This window comes from Bacteroidota bacterium, from assembly GCA_018692315.1.
Classification (GTDB): domain Bacteria; phylum Bacteroidota; class Bacteroidia; order Bacteroidales; family JABHKC01; genus JABHKC01.
The window spans coordinates 1-22,402 of record JABHKC010000122.1; the positions used below are offsets into that span (position 1 = coordinate 1).

Annotated in this window: 14 protein-coding genes; 6 read left to right on the plus strand and 8 right to left on the minus strand. The window is 31.2% G+C overall.

Going from position 1 to position 22,402, the window contains the following annotated elements; all coding sequences use genetic code 11:
• Positions 1-290: 290 nt before the first annotated feature.
• Together HN894_09580 and HN894_09585 are read left to right on the plus strand one after the other, a co-directional pair.
• A complete protein-coding gene (locus HN894_09580; GenBank protein ID MBT7143578.1) occupies positions 291-4,556 on the plus strand; it encodes a CoA protein activase in 4,266 nt (1,421 codons plus the stop codon).
• A gap of 201 nt (positions 4,557-4,757) precedes the next feature.
• On the plus strand, positions 4,758-5,483 hold the full coding sequence (locus HN894_09585; protein ID MBT7143579.1) for a hypothetical protein: 726 nt from the start codon (positions 4,758-4,760) through the stop codon (positions 5,481-5,483).
• 120 nt (positions 5,484-5,603) lie between these two features.
• On the opposite strand, the gene HN894_09590 is transcribed toward HN894_09585, so the two are convergent.
• Positions 5,604-6,047, minus strand: a complete 444-nt coding sequence (locus HN894_09590; protein MBT7143580.1) for a peptidylprolyl isomerase — start codon at positions 6,045-6,047, stop codon at positions 5,604-5,606.
• 73 nt (positions 6,048-6,120) lie between these two features.
• On the opposite strand from HN894_09590, the gene HN894_09595 reads away from it, so the two are divergent.
• Together HN894_09595 and HN894_09600 are read left to right on the plus strand one after the other, a co-directional pair.
• Entirely contained in the window at positions 6,121-7,362 is a 1,242-nt protein-coding gene (locus tag HN894_09595) for an insulinase family protein (GenBank protein ID MBT7143581.1), read from the plus strand.
• 144 nt (positions 7,363-7,506) lie between these two features.
• Positions 7,507-9,054 (plus strand): trypsin-like serine protease, encoded by a 1,548-nt coding sequence (locus tag HN894_09600; GenBank protein ID MBT7143582.1) that lies wholly within the window; start codon positions 7,507-7,509, stop codon positions 9,052-9,054.
• Positions 9,055-9,147: 93 nt separating this feature from the next.
• Here HN894_09600 and ung read toward each other — a convergent pair whose 3' ends face one another.
• Genes ung through HN894_09615 form a run of 3 tightly spaced genes read right to left on the minus strand, consistent with a single transcriptional unit; the run spans position 9,148 to position 12,962 of the window.
• Entirely contained in the window at positions 9,148-9,819 is a 672-nt protein-coding gene (gene ung / locus HN894_09605) for a uracil-DNA glycosylase (GenBank protein ID MBT7143583.1), read from the minus strand.
• An 11-nt stretch (positions 9,820-9,830) separates the two neighbouring features.
• The gene (locus HN894_09610) at positions 9,831-10,577 is read right to left on the minus strand and encodes a glycosyltransferase family 2 protein (GenBank protein MBT7143584.1); all 747 of its coding nucleotides are present in this window, start codon (positions 10,575-10,577) and stop codon (positions 9,831-9,833) included.
• Positions 10,578-10,616: 39 nt separating this feature from the next.
• Positions 10,617-12,962, minus strand: coding sequence for a tetratricopeptide repeat protein (locus HN894_09615; protein ID MBT7143585.1), 2,346 nt, complete (start codon positions 12,960-12,962; stop codon positions 10,617-10,619).
• Positions 12,963-13,111: 149 nt separating this feature from the next.
• Here HN894_09615 and moaC point away from each other — a divergent pair, with 149 nt between their 5' ends.
• Complete coding sequence (moaC, locus tag HN894_09620; protein MBT7143586.1) at positions 13,112-13,558, plus strand: cyclic pyranopterin monophosphate synthase MoaC; 447 nt, start codon at positions 13,112-13,114, stop codon at positions 13,556-13,558.
• 37 nt (positions 13,559-13,595) lie between these two features.
• Positions 13,596-14,114 (plus strand): MogA/MoaB family molybdenum cofactor biosynthesis protein, encoded by a 519-nt coding sequence (locus HN894_09625; GenBank protein MBT7143587.1) that lies wholly within the window; start codon positions 13,596-13,598, stop codon positions 14,112-14,114.
• A gap of 57 nt (positions 14,115-14,171) precedes the next feature.
• On the opposite strand, the gene HN894_09630 is transcribed toward HN894_09625, so the two are convergent.
• The 4 genes from HN894_09630 to HN894_09645 all read right to left on the minus strand — a co-directional run bounded on the left by HN894_09630 (position 14,172) and on the right by HN894_09645 (position 22,390).
• Entirely contained in the window at positions 14,172-16,973 is a 2,802-nt protein-coding gene (locus HN894_09630; GenBank protein ID MBT7143588.1) for a response regulator, read from the minus strand.
• A 49-nt stretch (positions 16,974-17,022) separates the two neighbouring features.
• Positions 17,023-18,015 carry a serine/threonine protein phosphatase gene (locus HN894_09635; protein MBT7143589.1) on the minus strand — a complete coding sequence of 331 codons (993 nt, stop codon included), beginning with the start codon at positions 18,013-18,015 and terminating at the stop codon, positions 17,023-17,025.
• A 136-nt stretch (positions 18,016-18,151) separates the two neighbouring features.
• A complete protein-coding gene (locus HN894_09640) occupies positions 18,152-21,838 on the minus strand; it encodes a PAS domain S-box protein (GenBank protein MBT7143590.1) in 3,687 nt (1,228 codons plus the stop codon).
• Positions 21,839-21,952: 114 nt separating this feature from the next.
• Entirely contained in the window at positions 21,953-22,390 is a 438-nt protein-coding gene (locus tag HN894_09645) for a hypothetical protein (protein ID MBT7143591.1), read from the minus strand.
• Between the last annotated feature and the right edge of the window lie 12 nt (positions 22,391-22,402).

The following is a 22,402-nucleotide window of genomic DNA, read 5'->3' on the forward strand; positions in this document are numbered from 1 at the left end:
AGATAGTAACTTATTGGAAAAAAATATACATGAACTCCATTTTTATTTAAAAAATTAATGTTTTTTATCAAAGCTTGCATTTATCTGTATTACAGAATATTAACATCATTTTGCTTGTTTTTGTGAATTATGCAGGCTAATTCTTTAATCTTTCTTACAAATTTATGTGATAGCTTAAAATTTCCATTTTTAGATGTAACAGAAAAAATTCTAATTTTTAAAAGACATTAATAATTTAATCAGAAAACTTATATTTTTGTAAAGAAAAATTATAGACCTTTTTAATAAATATTTTGAATACACATTATAAAATTGGTTTGGATATTGGGTCAACTACTGCAAAAATTGCAGTAGTTGATTCTTCGCAAAAGCTGATATTTTCGGAATACAGGCGACATAACACACAGATATATTACACTTTACACAATCTATTGGAGTCTGCAAAATCCGCCTTGGGCGACTGCGAAGTTCAACCAATATTGACTGGCTCTGCTGGTCTCGGAATTTCTGAAAGAGTAGAAATTCCTTTTGTTCAAGAACTGGTTTCTACTACCGAAATCATTCGAAATAAATTTCCATCAGTAAAGACACTTATCGACATTGGAGGAGAAGACTCCAAAATGATTTTCTACAACGGAAAAAAAACACCCGATATAAGAATGAATGGAAGTTGTGCTGGTGGAACTGGTGCGTTTATTGATCAAATGGCTGCATTGTTGAATATCTCGCTTAAAGAACTCAATTCTCTTGCGAATAAGTCTTCCGCACTATATCCGATTGCCTCTCGCTGCGGAGTTTTTGCTAAGACCGATGTTCAAAATTTAGTGAGCCGAAAAATACCGATTCAAGATATTGCAGCCTCAATATTTCATGCAATTGCAATTCAGACCATCAACACACTTGCACGTGGATTTGATATAAAATCTAAAGTAATATTATCTGGCGGACCTTTTACTTTTATGCCAGAATTGCAAAACGCATTTATTAATGCTCTTAAAATCTCAAAATCTGACGTAATTCATACTAATAACACTGAGCTTTTCCCTGCTATAGGAGCTTGCTATTGCAAGGAAGAAAATCCTCCACAACTTAAAATTTCCAACTTTCAGAAAATCCTAAGTCAGGCTTCAAAAAATGGTATTACCTGCGATCGTTTGTCCCCTCTTTTCGAAAATAAGGAAATATTCAATCAGTGGAAAAACAATAATATTAGCTTTGAAATTCCGAAGCAGAGCATTAAAAACTACATCGGCAAAGAATGTTTTATAGGAATAGATTCCGGTTCTACTACTACAAAAATTGCAGTTATCGGCAAGAATAATGAGTTGTTATTTCAATATTATAAAAACAATGATGGCAAACCAATTGAAGCAGTAAAAAACGGTTTACTACAATTCAAAAAAGTATTAGAAAAAAAGAAAAAAGAAATTTTAATAGCTAAAACTGCTGTTACAGGTTACGGCGAAGATTTAATAAAAGCCTCTTTTTCAATTGATTTAAGTTTGGTCGAAACAATTGCACATTACAATGCTGCAAAGTTTTTTAACAAAAATGTTAGCTTCATACTCGATATCGGTGGACAAGACATGAAAGCTATTTTTGTAGAAAATAACCTCATAAATAGAATTGAGCTTAACGAATCTTGCTCATCAGGATGTGGTTCGTTCATCGAAACTTTCGGAAAATCTTTGGGCTACTCTGTTGAAGAATTTTCGCAAATTGCCTGTTCATCGAAAGCACCATGCGATTTAGGCACCAGATGCACCGTTTTTATGAACTCGAAAGTTAAACAAGCTTTGCGAGAAAATGCCTCAACTAACGATATTGCTGCAGGCCTGTCCATTTCAGTAATAAAAAATGCACTGCATAAAGTGCTTAAAATTAAAGACATTGCAGAACTCGGCGATAATATTGTAGTTCAAGGCGGAACATTTCGTAATCCATCGGTTCAGAAATCTTTAGAAACTTTAGTAGGGAAAAAGGTAATTTGTTCCGATTTGCCTGGATTGATGGGAGCTTTCGGGGCTTCACTTTTTGCAAAAAACAATTATTACAAGAAATCAAATAATGGTAGTTTTTCAAGCTTTAAGCTTACTGACATGGAAAATTTTGGATTCAACAAAACTCAACAACTTAGATGTAAAGCTTGTGAAAATCAATGTATTGTAACAAAGTTTTATTCCAGCAGTAAAAACATTTACTACTCTGGCAATAAATGCGAAAACATATTTTCAAACAAAGGGCAAAAAAATCAAAAAGGCATAAATTTATTTGATTATAAAAATGAATTATTGTTTCAACCTGCTGTAAAAAATGAAAATTCAGAAGGAATAAAAATAGGAATACCGAGAGCCTTAAATATATACGAAAATTTTCCTTTTTGGAATTCTCTTTTAAGTAATTGTGGGATAGATCTTGTTTTGTCCGAAGTATCAACAAATTCGATTTACGAAAAAGGACTTGGAACAATAATGTCCGATAGCATTTGCTTTCCTGCAAAACTTGTTCATGGTCATATTTTTGAACTTATAGAAAAAAAAGTTGACAGGATTTTTTATCCAATGGTTTTTTATGAAAAAAATGAATTTGAAGAGTCCAATAATCATTTCAATTGCCCGATTGTAAGTAGTTATGCAGATGTAATTAAAAGCTCTATAAATACTCTCCAGAACCATTCTGTTGAATTTGATGCACTTGAAATAAATTTCAATAACGAAAAACTTCTGAAGTCGGCATGTTTTAAATATTTGAGTAAACTGAATATTAAACGTTCTGTTTATAAAAAAGCCTTAGATATAGCCATTGAAGCACAACAAAAATTCAAGCAAAAAATAAAATCGAAGGCGATAGAGATAATTGAAAAGTCGAAAAAAAACAATCAATTGTTAATTGTTTTGGCTGGAAGACCTTATCATTCCGATTCGCTTATCAATCATAAAATTCCTGAAATACTTGTAAATCTTGGAGTTAATGTGGTTACAGAAGATTCTGTTCCGCTGAGCAAAAACAAAACCGTTGAAGATTTGCATATTATTTCTCAATGGAGTTATCCGAACCGAATTTATAATGCAGCACAATGGGTTGCAGAACAAGACGAAAATGTTCAGTTTGTGCTTTTTAATTCTTTTGGCTGTGGGCCAGATGCTATAGTAATCGACGAATGCAACGAAATCTTAAAATCGGCAGGCAAAATTCATACTTTAATCAGAATTGATGAAATTACAAGCACCGGTTCAGTAAAATTACGTCTTCGTTCCTTAATTGAGTCCTTAAAAATCAGAGGGAAATCAAATTTTGCTCAAAACCAAAGAATTTCAACTCCCACTTTTGAAGAAAAAGATAAGAGAAGAACAATTATTGGCCCTCTTTTTTCGGATATGTATTCTCCTATTCTGCCAGCTTTGTTTAAATTGGCAGGATATCAATATGTGAATTTACAAAGCCCGGACAAAACGTCTGTTGAATATGGCCTAAAATATTCTAATAACGAAATTTGTTATCCGGCAACCATAGTTGTTGGCGACATAATCAGAGCATTAAATTCAGGAAAATATAAGAGAGATGAACTTGCGGTAACACTTACTCAGACAGGAGGCCAGTGTAGGGCATCAACATATTTGTCGCTTATAAAAAAGGCAATGGTTACGGCCGGATTTGACGATATTCCGGTAATTTCTATTGGGCTAAACGGAAAAGTGATTAATCAGCAATCTGGTTTCAATATCAACTGGAAATTGCTGGTACCTATCACTTTTGTTTCGATACTTTTTTGCGATGCTATTTCGATGATGTATTATTCTATGGTTGTAAGAGAAATCGAAAAAGGAAGCTCAAAGAAGCTTAAGCTAAAATATTTAAATTTAATTAATAACTACATTGTTGAAAATGATATTAATGGTGTTTTTCAACTATTAAAAAGTGCAGTTGACGATTTTAATAATGTAGAAGTCGATGATAAGTTTTATCCAAAAATTGGAATAGTTGGCGAAATTTATGTAAAATATAATTCCTTCGGCAATCAATTTATTATAGATTGGTTAATTGAACATGGTGTAGAAGTTATGGTTCCGCCGTTGAACGATTTTCTAACACAGGAATTTGTCAACGTCAAGGTAAATAAAAAGTTAGGATTGACAGAAGCAAAATTTGGCGATTTCTATATAAACTATTTTGAATTTAAGGCGAATAAATATTTTCGAAAAATTGATAAAATTTTTAGCAATTATAAGCTATACAGTCCATTTCATAAAATTAGAGAAATGTCGAAAAAAGCAGAAAAAATTCTGAGTCTCGCCAATCAGTTTGGTGAAGGATGGCTAATTCCTGCCGAAATAGCAACATTTTCTGAGCAAGGCATTAACAACATTGTTAGTGTTCAACCATTTGGATGCATTGCAAATCAAGTGGTTTCTAAAGGAATAGAAAAGAAATTAAAAGATAACTACCCGAATTTGAATCTTCTTTTTCTCGATTTCGACGATGGAATTAGCAATGTCAATGTAATAAATCGTTTGCATTTTCTTGTTAAAAATGTTAAAACTGAAATGCAGGTTTAGATGAAAAAGTCTTTTGACAATTTTACTTACTTGCTGTTTTTTAACATTTTAGATGACATTTATAAACTTTTTCTTTTTACCTGAAGGCATCACAATTCTAATTTTCGCAAGTATATCTTAAAATAAGAAATTTTTAAATTTAAAAAATCAATATATCTTTACAAAAATAAATAGAATACTAATAAGAAAATGAATGCAAATATGGAAAATAGACAAGAAATTAACTCAAATGGCTACATAATTAAAGAAGAATGTTTAGCATCTTATGAAAAAGGCGAGTCTTTCAAAGAAATGGTTTTGGAAGTAAAACAGCCCTATCCAGGCTACTATCTTTCGGATGATTATCCTGGTTCTAAAGAGTTTATTCCTTCGTATTTATTTTTCATTATTAAACCTTTCGAGTCGTTTACAGAATTTAATATCATTAGAATTACCCAGAAGATTAAAAAGACTTTTGAATATGATTTTGATGCCTGTCCTGGTCGGGTCTCACTTTTCAATCTCAACAACTCAGGTATAAGGATAAAAGCAAATGACTATTGCAAAATCCCCGAATTGATCGAATTATACAAAAAAAATGGTGTAGAGTTTATTAAAAACAAGAAAGTTGATTTGTATTCAAGTATGATAAAAATTAATAAGTTCTTTTCATTGGTTTACCTTAAAGATGGCGTTTTCAGAGCCAAAGACGATGCATCATTCAGATACATAAAATTGCCTCACGAAATAGAATGGGATTTATTTTATAAAGTAACAAAAAACATTAAGAATAATTACGATTTTAAGCAGTACGATTACGCTTTAGCAGCAATTCTAGGCAAAGAAGGATATATTGATCTTGTTAGGATATACTCAGAAGATTATTCGAAAATTGATTTATCTTCCTTAAAAAACAAATATTTTGAAGAAATTGACAAATTAGTTTAGGATGATTTTAGCCAACTATAAATTATGAATTATCTCCTAATAGCTTTAGGGAGAACTCTGAACAATAAATATTTTTGTATGTATTAAATAGTGTCTCTAAGAAAACAGTTCAAAATCAATTCACTGAAAATCAAGCAATTCTATTTCAAAAATAAGTACTGAATTAGCCGGTATGCTACCTATGGCTTGCGTTCCGTATCCCAATTCAGATGGAATGAAAAATGTTCCTTCCCCACCCTTTTCCAATAAGGGTATCCCTATTTGCCAACCTAAAATGAGGTTTTGGAGTGGGAAAATGGCAGAATTTCCGGAAGTTTCATCGAATACAGATCCATCTGTCAAATATCCTTTATAGTTTACTTCTACAGAAGAGGATATATTCGGGCTGCCACCTGTTCCTTCTTTTGTAATTATAAAATATATTCCAGAATCGTGAGCTGTAGCATCAATTTCGTTTTCAGTAAGATAACTTTTGATTTTTTGCTCGTCAATTTCCGATTGAGTTTCTTTTTCGCAAGAAGAAAAAGCCAGAATAAATAGACCTAAATAAAATAGTTTTTTCATAATTAAATCTTTTTGTTGGCAAATATAAATATTCGCTTTAGTAATTTTGCAAAAAATATATAAGCATATAAAAATGATAGATTTTAAAAAACATACACTTGACAATGGACTAAAAGTTATACTGCACAGAGACACATCAACACCCATGCTTGCTGTGAATGTTCTGTACGATGTAGGTGCAAGAGACGAAAAGCCAGAAAAAACCGGATTTGCACATTTGTTTGAACATTTGATGTTCGGAGGATCGAAAAACATTCCAAACTACGACAAACATGTACAAGATGCAGGAGGTGAAAACAATGCATTCACAAACAATAATTTCACGAATTATTATATAAATCTGCCCAAAACTAATCTCGAAACGGCATTATGCTTAGAATCTGACAGAATGCTCGCTTTAGATTTTTCTGAAAAAAGTCTTGAAATTCAACGGAATGTAGTGATTGAAGAATTCAAACAAAGATATTTAAATCAACCATATGGCGACCTCTGGTTAATGTTACGACCTCTGGCATACAAAACTCATCCGTATCGCTGGGCAACTATTGGGAAAGAAATTTCGCATATTGAAAATGCAACTTTAGCAGATGTGAAAGAGTTTTTCTATAAATTTTATGCTCCGAATAATGCAATCTTATCGATTGTAGGAAATATTGATTTCAATGACACAAAAAAGGCAGTTCAGAAATGGTTTGGAGGCATTCCAAAAAGAAATATCCCAGAAAGAAAAATTCCGAAAGAGCCAGCCCAAACCTCGCTTCGTAAACTTGAAGTACAGCGAGATGTTCCTTTCGATGCAATTTACATGGCTTTTCATATGTGTAAGCGTACTGACGAAAAATATTATGCAAGCGATTTGTTGTCCGATATTTTATCGAACGGAAAATCGTCTCGTTTGTACCAAAAATTAGTGAAAGAACAAAAATTGTTTAGCGAAATAAACGCCTATATTACTGGCGACTTAGATGAAGGTTTGTTTATTATCACAGGAAAACTTATTAAAGGTATCGAAATTGAGAAAGGAGAAACAGCAATTTGGGTGGAACTTAAAAAACTAAAAACAGAAAGTATTTCTGATTATGAGTTTACTAAAGTGAAAAACAAAGTTGAATCTGCAATAATATTCTCAGAAATATCAATTTTAAATAGAGCCATGAGTCTTGCATATTTCGAACTACTTGGCGATGCAGCGGCCGTAAATCTTGAGACAGAAAAATACTCGCAAGTTTCTAAATCTGACATTTCAAATATTGCAGAAGAAATATTAAATGAATTTAATTGCTCGAAAATTTATTATCGGGCTAAATTATTTTGAAATTAGTGCCTTAAATAAAAAAAAGAATTGCTAAATTTGAACTTAATCTAGAAGATATTATCTAATATAATGTAATGAATTGAATTTCAGCATTTAAGACATAATATTAATTAAAATACAAAATAAAACTTCAAAAATATAGAAATGAAAAAAACTGCAATTTTAATTACGGCACTATCTCTACTACTATCTAGCTGTGCAACAATACTAAACGGCAAATATCAAAAAATAGAAATGTACACAGATTATGCAGATGAAGTCCTGATAAATGATGAAAAAGCAATAAAAAAAAATGGGAAATATTTATTTAAGCGTGATTTAAGACCAAAACAAATAACAATAAAAACTAAAGATTACAAAGACGAAAATTTTGTGATAATGCAACACAAAAAATCTCCATTACACATTATTTCATGGATACCTTTTGGGATTACTCTTGTCGTTCCCTTATACGATAGAGGGAATAGGTCTTGGAATTACGATAAAGAAATAGAATACACTTTAAAGAGACACTCAATTAAGAATAAAAAATCAGATTCAAAAGAAATTAAAATAAATAAAATCAGTGTTGATCTTGAAAAGCAAAACATTAAATATCGAAATTTCAATACTTATAAAGGCTATATTCTAAAAAGAAAAAATAAAGTTGCGAAATCTAGTGATTCAGAAGAAGAAATAAAAATAGAAAATACTATTTTTTCTATTGTCTTAAACAATCTTTTAAAGGATAAAGGCTATATTGATACAACAAGAATGGTATTTAAAGACAGTTACCTGAACAACTTACTTGTCAATGCGAAAATTACTGAATATACAATTCACCATATTTACAGTCGATTCATGAATCCCAGATTTGGAGGTATGGTTTATTTAGACTTATCAATAGATTGGGAAGTCTTGGATTATTATGAAAAACCTATTTATTCTATGACAACCAATTCAAGGTCTGGAGAATTCGCAATTCTTGAATACTACTACAAAGATGATGTTGTACAAAATGCTATAAAAGATGTTATGGAGATTAGTTTAATTGAATTCATGAACACTGAAAAAGTCAATTTTCTTATGCACGATAGGGAGGAAATTGTAGTAGAAGAATCTTTTGAAGAAATAAATATCCCAAAATCAGACTTGCACGTGTCTAACTTATCTCAAGCCATAAAATCATCCTTAACAGTAAAGTCTAAAAATGGTTTTGGAAGTGGTTTTATAATCAGTAGCGATGGATATATAATTACCAACTATCACGTAGTTTCTGGTTCAACAGACCTGAAAGTTATTTTGAATGACAAGTCAGAACATGAAGTAGAAGTAATAAGGGTGAGTAAAATATATGACTTAGCACTGTTAAAAATTGAACCAAATCAATTGATTCCATTCAAAATTAACAAATCTAAAGATATTGAAATAGCATTAGAAGTTTATGCTATTGGGACACCAACCGCCGAAGATTTGTCACAAACTCTTTCAAGAGGAATAATTTCTGGAATTAGGGAACCTGAAAATGGTTCAAAGCTAATACAAACAGATGCAAGTATTAATAGTGGCAATAGTGGCGGACCATTAGTTAATAAAGATGGATTGGTATTAGGAGTAGTCTCTTCTAAAATTAAAGGATTTAGTATCGAAGGTGTTGCTTTTGGAATTCCTGCTTATGAAATACTAGATAAACTAAACATAAATATTAAGTAATCTGTAGGTATAAATAGAACCATGAATAGTTTGCAAAACCGAGCGAGTTGATGTATAACTTATTCCACAATCGGAATTTCAGGCAATTGTAGCTTACAAATTCCAATTAATAGGTTCTAGTCCGTTCTGTTGTAAAATTTGATTAGTTTGCGAAAAATGTTTGCAACCAAAAAATCCTGCTTTATATGCCGACAATGGCGAAGGATGCCCGGTTTTCAAAATATAATGTTTGTTTGTATCAATCAAGCTTTCTTTAGATTGAGCATACCTTCCCCAAAGAATAAATACCAAAGTGTTTCTATTCAACGATAGTTTTTGAATTACTGCATCGGTGAAAGTTTCCCAACCTTGCTTTTGGTGCGAACCGGCCTGATTTGCCCGAACTGTGAGAGTGGCATTAAGCAACAAAACTCCCTGTTTTGCCCACGATTCAAGATTCCCATGCGATGGAATTTCAATTCCCAAATCCGATTTTATTTCTTTAAAAATATTGACAAGAGAAGGAGGTGGAGAAACTCCATGAGGCACCGAAAAACATAATCCATGAGCCTGCCCTGCACCATGATATGGATCCTGACCTAACAAAACTACTTTTACTTTTTCGAAAGGCAAAAAATTGAAGGCAGCAAAGATTTTTTCGCCTGGAGGATATACCTTATGTTTTGATTTCTCAGAAACAAGAAACTTCTTTAGCTCAGCGAAATAGCCTTTATTGAACTCTTCTGAAAGGATATTTTTCCAGCTTTCTTCGATTGTTGGATCAATTTGATTCATTGCTATTTTGTTTTGAAAAGTTCAAACTTTGCCAATCCAATTCGTTGAAAAAAGTACATAAAAGAGGTTTTAATAACTCCAAGTCCATAAGTTATACTTCTGCTCAGGTTTATTGAAGAAGCATCGTCGAAATATTTTGTTGGACAAGTAATTTCAGCAATATCGAATCCGGCATAAAATATTTGTGTAAGCATTTGATTATCAAAAACAAAATCGTCTGAGTTGTTTTCAAAATTAATTTTCTCCAAAACCTCTCGCGAGAAAGCCCGATAACCGGTATGATATTCCGATAGTTTTTGTCCAATCAAATAGTTTTGTGAAAGTGTGAGCAATCGGTTGAAAATGTATTTGTAGCGAGGCATACCTCCCTTTATTGCACCGCGCCCAAGAATTCTCGATCCAAGAACAACTTTAAACACATCGTTGGCTATCAGGTAGCACATTGAGTGCAAAAGTTTAGGTGTATATTGATAATCAGGGTGAACCATCACCACTATATCTGCATCAATTTCCAGAGCTTTTTTGTAGCAAGATTTTTGATTGCCCCCATAACCCTGATTTTTTTTGTGCGAAACTATATGTTTAATTCCTAATTGCTTAGCTTTTTCAATAGTGTTATCGCTGCTCAAATCGTCCACTAAAATAACATCATCAACAATATCTCTCGGAATTTCATTATAAGTGATTTCAAGAGTATTTGCAGCATTATATGCCGGCATTACCACTACAATTTTTTTATTGAATATCATATTATTAAATATTTACAATTAACAATTAAAAGACAGTCCTTATTGTCGATATTTTGGATCTAACTGTCCGGCTTTTGTAAAACATTCCTGAGCCTTTTCAGTTTGACCTATTTGACGGTAGTTTATTCCAAGATTAATATACAATTGAGCATCGTTCGGATCAACTCGTATAGCTTTTTCAAGATATTCGATTGATTTTTGAAAGTTTCCGGCAAAACCGTAAGCCACTCCAAGATCTTTGTTAGCTTCGCTACTATTTGGTCTTATTTTCACGGCTGCTTCAAGATATTTTATCGAATTCGGAATATCATTTTTCTTTTTTCCGTAAAGGGAACCCAAATTATAGTTTATTTCGAATAGTTTTGAATTTATTTCCAAAATAGATTTATACGCACCAATACAATAGTCTGTGTCATCGTTTTTCGACAGGATGTTTATTGCATTTTTGTAAGCAAGGTCGTAATTTGGATTAATTCTCAAAATTTCTTCATAATAAAAAAGAGCCGAGTCGTAATTTTTGTTCAACTCATAGTGAGCATTCCCGAGAAGAAGAATTGCATTAACATAAGTTGGGTGAATATCAATTGCTTGATTTAAATATTTTATTGCCGGCTCTAACATCTCTTTACGAGTTTGCTCATATTCAACTTTCAGTTTGGGATTCATATCTTTTGTAATCGGATATTTTTGGGCTTCTTCAGTAAGCTTTCCGCCGGCAGAAGTTGTGCTTTTTGCACTGCGATACGAAACTTCTACATCGGTAGTAAAAAGAGTTAAATCGTCTTTCCAGGCGCGATTTCGAGTAATAGATTTTATTGAATATAAAAGAAAAACAAGCGATAAAAATGCAATCATACTTGTTTTATAAACATTTGGACTTTTAATGATATTCGGAAGTTTTTCGACAAGTAAATAAGCTACAATAATAATAAATCCAATTGAAGAGCTATAAACAAATCGTTCATTCATAAACACACCAATAGGAAATAAAATATTTGAAGCAATAGAAAGAGTTGCTATATAATACCAAATTCCAAACGAAACAACCTTTTTAGTTTTTAATCCTGAAATGGCAAGATAGCCTAATGCAGCATAAACTAATAGCGAAACAATTGCCCGAAAATCTGTCCAATTCAATAGTTTCTGTCCATTTTCAATATAATCGAAAAAGGGTAAATGAAACGGATAATAATCGAAAGTTAGAGGATGTGGAAATATTAAAAGTTTTAGATATAGCCCAAGTGTATAAATTATTGTTGCATACTTTTCTGCGAAAGTCGAACCCATAAAAGGATTATTCATAAGTTCGGTAACCTCCATATTTGTAGCACTACTAAGAATCGATTGCCTAATTGAAAAGAAAATAATAGTAGCAATTAGCATGGGAGCTATTGTAATTAAATTCTTCTTTAGTGGAGTTTCAGTAAAAAAATGTATAGCAAATGGAATTATTGCAAAAAATGTAATAGTATTTTCCTTCGAAAGCAATGCCAGGAGAAACACAATAAAGCTATAAATCAAAAACTTAAATTTCTTAGTTTCCAAATAACGAAAGGAAATTAACAATGTTAAAAGAGACAACAACAATGACAAAATCTCATCTCTACCTTTTATGTTTGCAATAACCTCAGTATGAATTGGATGTGCAATAAAAAGTATTGTTGCAATAAATGGTATTGATTTAAACCAGTTTTTTTTGTCCAGTGTCGTATTTTGTTTTCCAACAAAAAATAAAAGCAGGATAGTATAAAGTACAGCACCAGTTATTGCGTACAATAGGACATTCACAAAATGACTTACAAAAACCAATGTATTGCGGCTAGTTCGCATTTCTTCAAGATTTTGAGAAATGGCTTTTATTTCCCGCGAATTTAGTTTTTTCGATTTTTCGAGATAAACTTTTTGATATTTGAGACGGGTTTCATCGTCTTCAATATTTAGTGTGCCAAAAAGATCTTTTTGCAGAGTTCTGGAGGTGGTTATTAGCTTCTTTTTTGTTCCGTCAAGCTTTCGTTTAATTTTTTCTTCATCAAGATTTTTAAATGGGCTTCCCAAAATTAACTCGCATTCTATTGCAAAAGTTACCAACGAAAGAGGCCGGTATCTACCGCCTGCAACCAAATCTTTTTGTCTGCCAAAAAAACCATGAAACAGTTCGGTTTTCATAATTGCAGGAATTCCATCTATGCCATCTAATGTAAAATCGTTTTGCGTAACAACAATTGCATCGTCAAGAACATAATCGTGTGTCAGAGTATTTCCATACAATAAAAAAGTGAAAATCAGGATAATGATATAAACAGGCAAATTTTTAGAAAACTTTGTATTATCTACCGTTTCTTTATTTTTAAGGATATGCTTTTTGGGCTTATGCTTCTTTTTCATTCTGTAAAATTTAAAAAGCCAAAAATAATAAAATCAAGCTATTTACGAAAGCTAATATTCGGAAATATTAAAGCCTGCAAGCAATATTTTGCAATGACTAATTTTCTGCAATTCTTTTGTAGTTTTGTTAAAAATTTAAATGAAAATAAATGGGGAATTTAAGTCATACAGATGAGCAAGGCAAAGCTAATATGGTTGATGTTGGAAACAAAATAGATCAAAACAGAACAGCAAGAGCCGAAGGTTTTATAAGATTAAACAAAGAATGCATTCAGTTGATTAAGGAAAATGAGCTTAAAAAAGGCGATGTATTAACAATTTCGGAAATTGCCGGCATTCAAGGAGCAAAACAAACAAGTAGCCTTATTCCATTGTGCCACCCGCTACAAATAACAAAAATTGATGTCAAATCTATTTTGAAAGAAAATGGAGTTTTGGTAAAAAGTTTTGCAAAATGTATTGGCAAAACAGGAATTGAAATGGAAGCACTGACTGCTGTTAATATTGCTTTACTCACGGTTTACGATATGTGTAAAGCTGTAGATAAAAATATGGTAATTGAAAAAATATCCTTAAAAGAAAAAATCAAAATTTGATAGCAACTGTTTGAATGTCAATTTTCAAAAATAAATTATGAGTCATAAAAATATTAAGCAAATTCCCAACTTAGAAATTCTTGTCGTAACTTTATCTGACAGAGCTTATAGCGGCGAGTATGATGACAGGAGTGGGCCAATAATACAAAAAACTGTTGAAGAATATTTTGCTGAAAAGAATTGGAAATTTCAAGTTAAAACAAAACTTATTCCTGATTCTGCTGAAAATTTAGAGCTTATAATTACTGATGCGAAAAACAAATACAATATAATTTTCACAACCGGAGGAACAGGCATTGGACCACGCGACATAACAGTTGACACAATAAAACCTATGCTGAAAATGGAGATTCCTGGAATTATGGAACTTATCCGTGTAAAATATGGGCAAAATATTCCTAATGCTATACTTAGCCGAAGTATTGCAGGAATTGTTGGCAAATCATTGATTTACACTCTTCCGGGAAGTGTAAAAGCGGTAAAAGAATATATGTATGAAATTAACAAAACCCTTGAACATCTGCTATTTATGCAGTATGGAGTTGATGTTCATTAATTGTTATAATTCTCTGTGGTTTAGGGAAATACTGGATAGACCTATAATTGGAGGATATCACAATTTTTTAATGTCCTCAATAAATTCAGGAAAACTATTAAGAGTTATATCCATATTTTCTATATCGAAACTTTCGGCAAAAAGAGCCAGACTTGCTCCATATTCTTCAAGTAGATTTATTGAGTTTATAGTCCCCATATCTTGGATTTTTTTTGCAAAATCTAAAATTTCATGAATAAAATGATCTTTTTTAATCTCTTCCCATTCCTCAAGAATTTCATTTTCTAATTGACTAATGATTTCTTGCGAAACTCCGCCCGAACTCCGACTTTCCTGAACTTCCCTGGCTGTTGTTTCTTCTGCTTTCTTTTTGGTAAACTTAATAAATTTGCTTGCCTCCTCTAAAATATCATTCATTTGAGCCGGTTTCATAACAAAACCATCAAAACCAATTTTCTTTATTTTTGTTAGATCGCCCTCCATAACAGATGCACTTAAGGCTACAACCGGAATGTTTTTAATTTTATCATCGGATTTGATTCTTTTTGTAGCCTCAAAACCATCAAGTACAGGCATTTTCAAATCCATAAAAATCAAATCGGGATTTTGTTTTTTGGCAATTTCTATACCGTCAATTGCATTTTCTGCTTGAAAAATCCTCACATTTGTATTTTTGAAAAACTCATCAATCAATGTTCGATTGACATCATTTTCGTCCACCACAAGTATTTTTCCTTTTGAAAAACTAACTATATCGAAATTGATTTTTTCTTTTACTCCTTTTCCGATTTCCTTGCTGGCTATTAAAACATCCTTCAGAACAACTTCAAATTTACTTCCTTTTTTAAGTTCACTTTCAACAGAAATTTCACCATCCATTATGTCCAACAATCGTTTGGTTATGGTAAGTCCCAATCCTGTTCCTCCAAATTGTTTTACACTCTGCCCGCTTTGTTGGGTAAACGATTTAAAAATATCTTTAAGCTGATCTTTACGAATTCCAATTCCCGAATCTTGAATTGTAATAATTAGGTCTAATGTTGATTTGTTTTTCTCGCTAAGAATTTTGTTTACTTTAAATTTCACGAAGCCCATTTCGGTAAATTTCACCGCATTACCTATCAAGTTGAATAAAACCTGACGCAAACGAGTTTCGTCTAACAAAAGTTTGTTGGGAATATCGGGGGCAAGATCAACTACAAATTCAAGATTCTTATCCAACATTTTTAAAGCAAACATTTGTTTTATTTCGTTGAAAAGCGAAAAAGGATTCACTGCCTGATATTCTACCGTCATTTTTCCAGCCTCGATTTTTGAAAGGTCTAAAATGTCGTTTATCAGGGTTACAAGCCCGTTCCCTGCCGATTTTATTGAATCTAAATATGAGAGTTGTTTTTTATTGGTGATTTGAGTATTCAACAAATCAGTGAAACCAATAATTGCATTCATAGGGGTTCTAATTTCGTGGCTCATGTTGGCCAAAAATTGACTTTTAGCATGATTGGCTTTTATGGCTTCTTCTTTAGCTTTTTCTATTTCCAAATTCTTGAGTTTCAAGCCTTTGTTGGCTTTTCGTTTAGAAATATATCTGCTGAAAACTAATACGATTAACAATAAAAGTAAAATTGAGGATAAGATTAATAAATAACCAAAATTTCTCTGAATTTCGTTTTCCTCTGAAAGAAATTCTATTTCTTCCTTATTTTTTTTCGCTTCATATTTAGTTTGCATTTCGCTGATTTGTTTTACCTGCTCTACTTTATAAATTGAATCATTCAGCTCTATAAACTTTTTTTGATATTGGTAGGCTTTTCTATAGTCCTTCATTTTATAACAGATTTCAGCAAAATTTTCAATAGCAACTTTTTCTTCTGCCAATAAGCTTCCCCTTTCTGCTGATTCTAAGGATAGTTTTTGATATTTAAGGGCGTTTTCGTATTGCTTAATATTTAGATATACTTTTGAAATATTATGATAAACCGTTGATAAAAACTTATAATTTTTCGATTTTTTTTGGCTTTTCAAAAATTTGAAGAAATATGTTAGTGCTTTTTGATAATCTTTTACAATTGAATAATGATTGCCAATATCGTGAATTATGAAATTTTCTGATTGTCTGTTTTTAGTTTTTTTTGCTATTTCTAATGCTTCTTTTCTCAATTTTAGCGACTTACTATATTCTTTTTTGAATAAAGCCATATTTGCAGATTCGTTAAGGGAGCTAATCAAAATCGCATTCTCGTTATTAGCTTTTGCTATTCCGACAGATTGCGTAAAATATTTCAAGGCTTGCTTGTGATTTTTCAAAAATCGAAAACAAAAGCCTAAGTTATTGTAGGCAATTGCTATAATTTTCTGATTGTCAATTTCCTCACCAATTTTTAATTGATTAATGAAAATGGACAATGATTGCTCGTAGTCGGCAAAATACCTCATATTAATATTGCCCTTCAAATTTAATATTTCAGCCATTTGCAACTTTGATTTATTGGCATCATCGTTTTTTGCTTTTTCAGTACGATTTAGTGCATGGCTTAAATAAAATAAGGCAGAATCATAAATTTCTTCTGTATAATAAAACAATCCTAATTTTAGGTTTTCTTCTCCAATTTTTAAATCATTCCCCATATTTTCAGATAGATCTATTGCATTTTTATGATATGAAACTACCAATTTGTTGTTAGAATTTCTGTAGGCAGCATCTGCTAATTTATTTAGGATTTCGATTTTTTCGGTTTCGGAAGCCATTCTCAGTTCAGTTTTCAAGCTATCAACATTTCGACTTTTTTTTGCAAAAACAGTTGTCTGCTGAAAAACAAAAATTGAAAGGCAAATGATACTATAAAAAATTGCTCGCATTTTTTCTATTTTAAAATATTTTCATGCAAAATTATTACATTTCTTAATTTTATTTATCTAAAAATTGAAAAAAGAATTCTCGCATGTCTGTTCTATTTCTATGATTTCCACCAACGGCTACCTGAAGAACATTAATTTCGTTATCGATGAAAGAATTTTCCGAAATTCCAATTGCTGTCAGATATGCTCCATAAACAGCACCTGTATCAATATTTATCGAAATCAAATCTTCGAGGGTAGAATTTACTTTGTATCTAAAATACTTACCCTTTTCAATTTTTACCTCATTTTCTGCAAATTGCAATTGAGGATATCCAAACTTTTGATAGGGATTCTTTTCTTGTAAATATTTGTCGTTCAGTATGGTTGGAGAATGTCCATTGACTACAATGTATTCACCAATTTTTTTTTCTGCCAATTCTCTTGTCCAAATCATCGAATTTGCAAGTTCAGTTTTACTTTCTTGCAAAAACTTTTGAAAGTCGGAATAATTCTTAATTTTTAATTGTTGCTCAACATCAAACTTTCTGTTCAGTCCTGCATGAACAAATGCAAATTTCAAAAAGTTGTTTCTGTAAATTATCTCTTCGGTGTGCGAATATGACAGCTTGTTCAAAAAATCGAAGTAAATATCTGGGAGACTGAAATCATCGGGTTTGAAATTGTCCGATTTCGAAAATCTAAACATTTTTGGATAGTATAATTTCTTATGAATTGCATCTGGTGGGTTGAACGAGGCAATTGTTTCACGCATTCCGTTTTTATTGAACAAGTCTTTTAGATACTTATCGAAAAGTTCTGTTTTATTATAGAATTGAAGAAACATATCTTCGTGATTTCCAGCCAAAAATACTTTTTCATGTTCTATATTTAATAAATAATCTATTACTTGTTTTGAATTTGGGCCGTGATCGATATAGTCGCCAAGAAAAATAAATTTACTAATTTTTTTCCCAAAGGTTGACTCCTTCATTTTTATTGCTGAAACGAGCCTCACAAGAGGATCAAGCATTCCATGAATATCTCCTATTATCCAAATCATATCAAACTGATGGTATTCTAATTAATATTTTCATTTTCGGATAATTGTTTTTGTATTTAAAACAATGAATCTAAGTAATTTACAATAATATTTTACCTTTCAAAAACACAATAATTAATGATTGCTAATTAATCCATTAGCACATCTTCTTGAGTTTTTTAATAATATTTGGAAATTCGTGCAATGTTTTATCCAGATTTTCAATGTCGAAACTTTCTGAGTATAAAATTAGTTCGTCTCCATATCTTTCAATTAATTGCATTTTATATTTGCTACCCAAATCTATTATCTCTTTGGCGAATTCAATAATGTCGTGAATAAAGTGGTTTTGAACTATCGGTTCCCAGCGTGGCAACAATTCGTCTTCTAATTGTTTTATCAATTCAGGCAATTGAGCCTTTATCTCATTAGAAATTGTCTCTATTTGCACATTGTTCTTGCTGTAATTGCTATTCTCAGATTTTTTTTCCTTAGTAGAATACTTCAAGTACTTTACTAATTTGCCATAAATAGATGAAATTTTTATTGGCTTAAACAATACATCGTCGAAACCTACTTCTGACAATTTTGATATTTCGTTTTTCAAAATAGATGCAGTGAGTGCAATAATCGGAATTGATGCAGTTTTTGGATTTGACTTAATTTTTTCTGTTGCCTTGTATCCGTCCATTACTGGCATTCTGATATCCATTAAAATTAAATCCGGTTTGTAAACAGAAATAAAGTCGATCGCCTGCTGTCCATCTTCGGCTTCAACAATTTTCACATTAGTATTTTCAAAAATTCCTTTTACTAAATTTCTATTATGTGCAATGTCATCTACTATAAGCATTTTGGCATTGTGAAAATCAATCAATTCATAATCAAAGTAGTCTTCATTTTCATTAATATCAATATTCGATTCAATTGAAATATTATAAAAAGTGATAACAAATTTACTTCCCTTGTTTACTTTGCTTTCCATCTGAATGGAGCCGTCCATCATCTCAATTAGATTTTTAGTAATAGAAAGTCCTAAGCCAGAGCCTCCAAATTTTTTCGTATTTTGTCCTTCCTGCTGTTTGAACGATTCGTAAATAATGTCTTTTTGACTTTCTGAAATTCCAATTCCGGTGTCTTCGATTGAGAAAATGAGATCTATAGTATTTTTACTTCTTACTAAGCTTCGCATAGACATTATAATTTTTCCATCGTTGGTAAATTTTATTGCATTTCCAACTATGTTATATAAAATTTGTCTGAGTCTTACATCGTCAATAATAATTGCCTTTGGAATATTTTTTTCAATATCTAAAATAAAATCAAGTTTCTTTTCTTCTATTTTTATTGAGAAAGTTTGCTTGATGTCGTTGCAAATATCTATAATATCAACTATTGAAAATTGCAGTTCGAGTTTTCCGGCTTCAATTTTAGACAAATCAAGAATGTCGTTTATTAGCCTTAAAAGATTTTTACTACTTGAGATGATAGATTCGATATATAACCTATGTTTTTTATCGGTGATTAATGTACTAAGCAGGTCGGTGAAGCCGATAATGGCATTCATCGGCGTTCGGATTTCGTGACTCATGTTTGCCAGAAATTCACTTTTTGCTTTTGTAGCAGCTTCGGCTTGTTCTTTTGCCACTATTAGGTCTTTGTTTATTTTGTTTAGTTTTGAAGTCCTCTCCTTCACCCTACTTTCCAGTTCTTCGTTCATGCGTTTCAAAGATTCTGAGGCTTCTTTTCGTTGCAGTGCATTAACTATCAATTCGCTAATAAGCTTCAAAAATACTATGTTTTCGTCTGTCCATTCTCTTTGTATTTTTAGGTTTTCAACACCGAGAAAACCAATAATTTTTTCTTTCAATTTGATAGGTACATTCAACAGAGCCTTTACATTGAAGTCTCTTAAAGTTTCTTTATCGAAGTTTGCAGCATTTGGCAGCATTTCAATGTCGTTGATAAGAAAAATATGTCCTGACAAAATAATATTGTTTATCCATGCAAATTCTTCAACCGCTACATTCGACAATCTTTCTTTCTGCGATTCAACTCCTTTTGAACACCATTCGTGAGTATTTTTCATTTTTTTGGCATCCTTAGAATATAAAAAGATGTGAGTTCTATCAACTTTAAGAAATCGCCCTATCATTCTTATTGCAAAATTTATTGCAACATCAATTTCTTCGAAAGGCGAGTTGATGAAGCTTGTTGAGATTCGGGATATTATCTTCTCAAATTTTGCTTGATTCTTTAATTTATATTCAGCCTTTTTGTATTCTGTTACATCTTCAGAAATTCCTAATATGAATTTTGGAACACCCTTATCATCAAATAATGGGATTTTTTTTGTGTGTAATATTCTTTTTCCTTTATTTTTTGTTGTTACTTTTTCAAAGGGTATATCTTTCAAAGTTCGGCGAGCAATAACCAATTTGTCGTTTCGGAAGAAAAAATCGGCTTCGCTTTTTGGGAAAAAATCGTAGTCGTTTCTGCCAAGCAGTTCTTCTTTCGAATACCCAAGAAGGTCTTCTCCAGCCTTATTTATGCTTACAAAACGCAAATCTCTGGCATCTTTTATAAAAAGCATATTTGGTAAGTTCTTTATGATTGTATTTAAGAACTTTTCGCTTTGTCTTAATTCTTCTTCTGCCTTCTTCCTTTCGTTAATATCAATAATTGTATAAGCAAAAAATGCAGGCTCCGTGTCTTTTCCTTTTACTATACTGCTGTTGAGAAGTACCGGAATTTCCTTTCCTGTAATGTTTTTATATGAAATTTCTCTAATTGGTTGAGTTTCCAGATTTATTAAATTATCATTTACTTCTTCAAGTGTAATCAACTGTTCTTTAGACATATATGAAGCAAAATAATTGTTAATGATTTCTTCTATATCAAATCCTAAAACATCGGCAAAAAATTGATTTATATAAACTATTTTCCCGTTCATATTGGTTATTGCTACCCCATATGTTGCCTTATCTGAAATAGATTTATGGCTGCTGATTTCACTGAATTTATTCTCAAATTCAATGGCTAATTTATCAACCAGTTCTGATAAGCTTCTAAGTTCGTTTTGTTTTTTCACATTAACTCTTGCCGAATAATCGCCTTTTATAAGGCTTTGAACAGCTTTTGCAATGGAGTGTAAAGACAAGAAATTCCATTTTAAAACAAAATTATTGATAATTACAAAAAGCAAAAGACAAGAAGCAAAAATAATAATCAACAAATTGCGTGCTTTAAAAATGGTTTCGGAAAATTCCACTACTGATAGAAACAAATATAGTTTTGCATGATTGTCAGGAATATGAACAATTCTATTGTCGAAATTTGTATTGGTTTCTGGGAGTCGAAGATTTAGCTCTATTTCGTCAGAAAAAAGCAAATACTGCTGATTATTATACACTACTAATTCGCCTTCTGAAGAATTGTTTTCTTTAAAAAAAGAAAGTTGATTTTTCAAATTTTCATCAATTGTGTTAAAATATAAAGTATAATTAGCTGAGAATAAAACAGCCCCAGATATGTATTTGTTAACAATATTTTGAATTGAATCTGTATTAAATTTAGAATTTATAAATCTGGAAATTTCATTAATTGTGAGGTTTTCGTTATTTGAACAATAAAAACTTTCAATCTCGTATGATATTTTAGATTTAAACATTTCAAAAATTGTTTCACCTGAATTTTGATATGACTTTTGAATCGATTTTTGAAAAATCCCAAAAACTAAATAAAACGAAATCAAAAGAAATATCAATAGTATTAAGCCGGAAGTATTATTTATTCTATATCGAAATCTTTTGAATGAAACTTTTTGCTGTATATCTTTACTCATTGTATATATTATACTTTGATATTTGTTCTATTTTTTTTGCAAATATTTAGTGCACATGAGAATATGAATTGAATAGAAATTAAATCCTAAATATTTAAATAATTACTATTTCATCTATTTTCCTTTTTTTTCGATATCAATATTTGCCTTTTTAACTTCTTCAATTTTCAACTTCCAAGAGAAATTATCGCTTTGTAATTGCTCATTCGTTAGCTCCGAGACCAAACCAATACCAATCATATTAAAAATAAATAACTTAACTGGTTTTAAATCAATATGATTTACATAATTTTCTTGCACGCATACACCGTCGATATAATACAAAATACTTATTTTAGCATCTACATTATATTCGTTTGTATTTTTCATTTTAACATCTAAAATTAGTGGAGAGTTTTTGTTGCAAAATTTAGAATGTTTCCATTTATAATAAACTGTAATACCATCTTTCTCAGAATGTTTTTCATAACCAAATTGAGCATTTGCCTGAAATGCAAACATTAAAATTAGAATTATGGTAGGAATGAAATATTTCTTTATGATCAAATTCATTTTTTTAGGTTT

What these genes read in the sequence shown, in the direction of transcription:
- HN894_09585 (MBT7143579.1), top strand. Translation starts at nt 4,758, where the DNA reads ATGGAAAATAGACAAGAAATTAACTCAAATGGCTACATAATTAAAGAA.
- HN894_09590 (MBT7143580.1), bottom strand. Translation starts at nt 6,047, where the DNA reads ATGAAAAAACTATTTTATTTAGGTCTATTTATTCTGGCTTTTTCTTCT.
- HN894_09595 (MBT7143581.1), top strand. Translation starts at nt 6,121, where the DNA reads ATGATAGATTTTAAAAAACATACACTTGACAATGGACTAAAAGTTATA.
- HN894_09600 (MBT7143582.1), top strand. Translation starts at nt 7,507, where the DNA reads ATGAAAAAAACTGCAATTTTAATTACGGCACTATCTCTACTACTATCT.
- HN894_09610 (MBT7143584.1), bottom strand. Translation starts at nt 10,577, where the DNA reads ATGATATTCAATAAAAAAATTGTAGTGGTAATGCCGGCATATAATGCT.
- HN894_09615 (MBT7143585.1), bottom strand. Translation starts at nt 12,962, where the DNA reads ATGAAAAAGAAGCATAAGCCCAAAAAGCATATCCTTAAAAATAAAGAA.
- moaC (MBT7143586.1), top strand. Translation starts at nt 13,112, where the DNA reads ATGGGGAATTTAAGTCATACAGATGAGCAAGGCAAAGCTAATATGGTT.
- HN894_09625 (MBT7143587.1), top strand. Translation starts at nt 13,596, where the DNA reads ATGAGTCATAAAAATATTAAGCAAATTCCCAACTTAGAAATTCTTGTC.
- HN894_09630 (MBT7143588.1), bottom strand. Translation starts at nt 16,973, where the DNA reads ATGCGAGCAATTTTTTATAGTATCATTTGCCTTTCAATTTTTGTTTTT.
- HN894_09635 (MBT7143589.1), bottom strand. Translation starts at nt 18,015, where the DNA reads ATGATTTGGATAATAGGAGATATTCATGGAATGCTTGATCCTCTTGTG.
- HN894_09640 (MBT7143590.1), bottom strand. Translation starts at nt 21,838, where the DNA reads ATGAGTAAAGATATACAGCAAAAAGTTTCATTCAAAAGATTTCGATAT.
- HN894_09645 (MBT7143591.1), bottom strand. Translation starts at nt 22,390, where the DNA reads ATGAATTTGATCATAAAGAAATATTTCATTCCTACCATAATTCTAATT.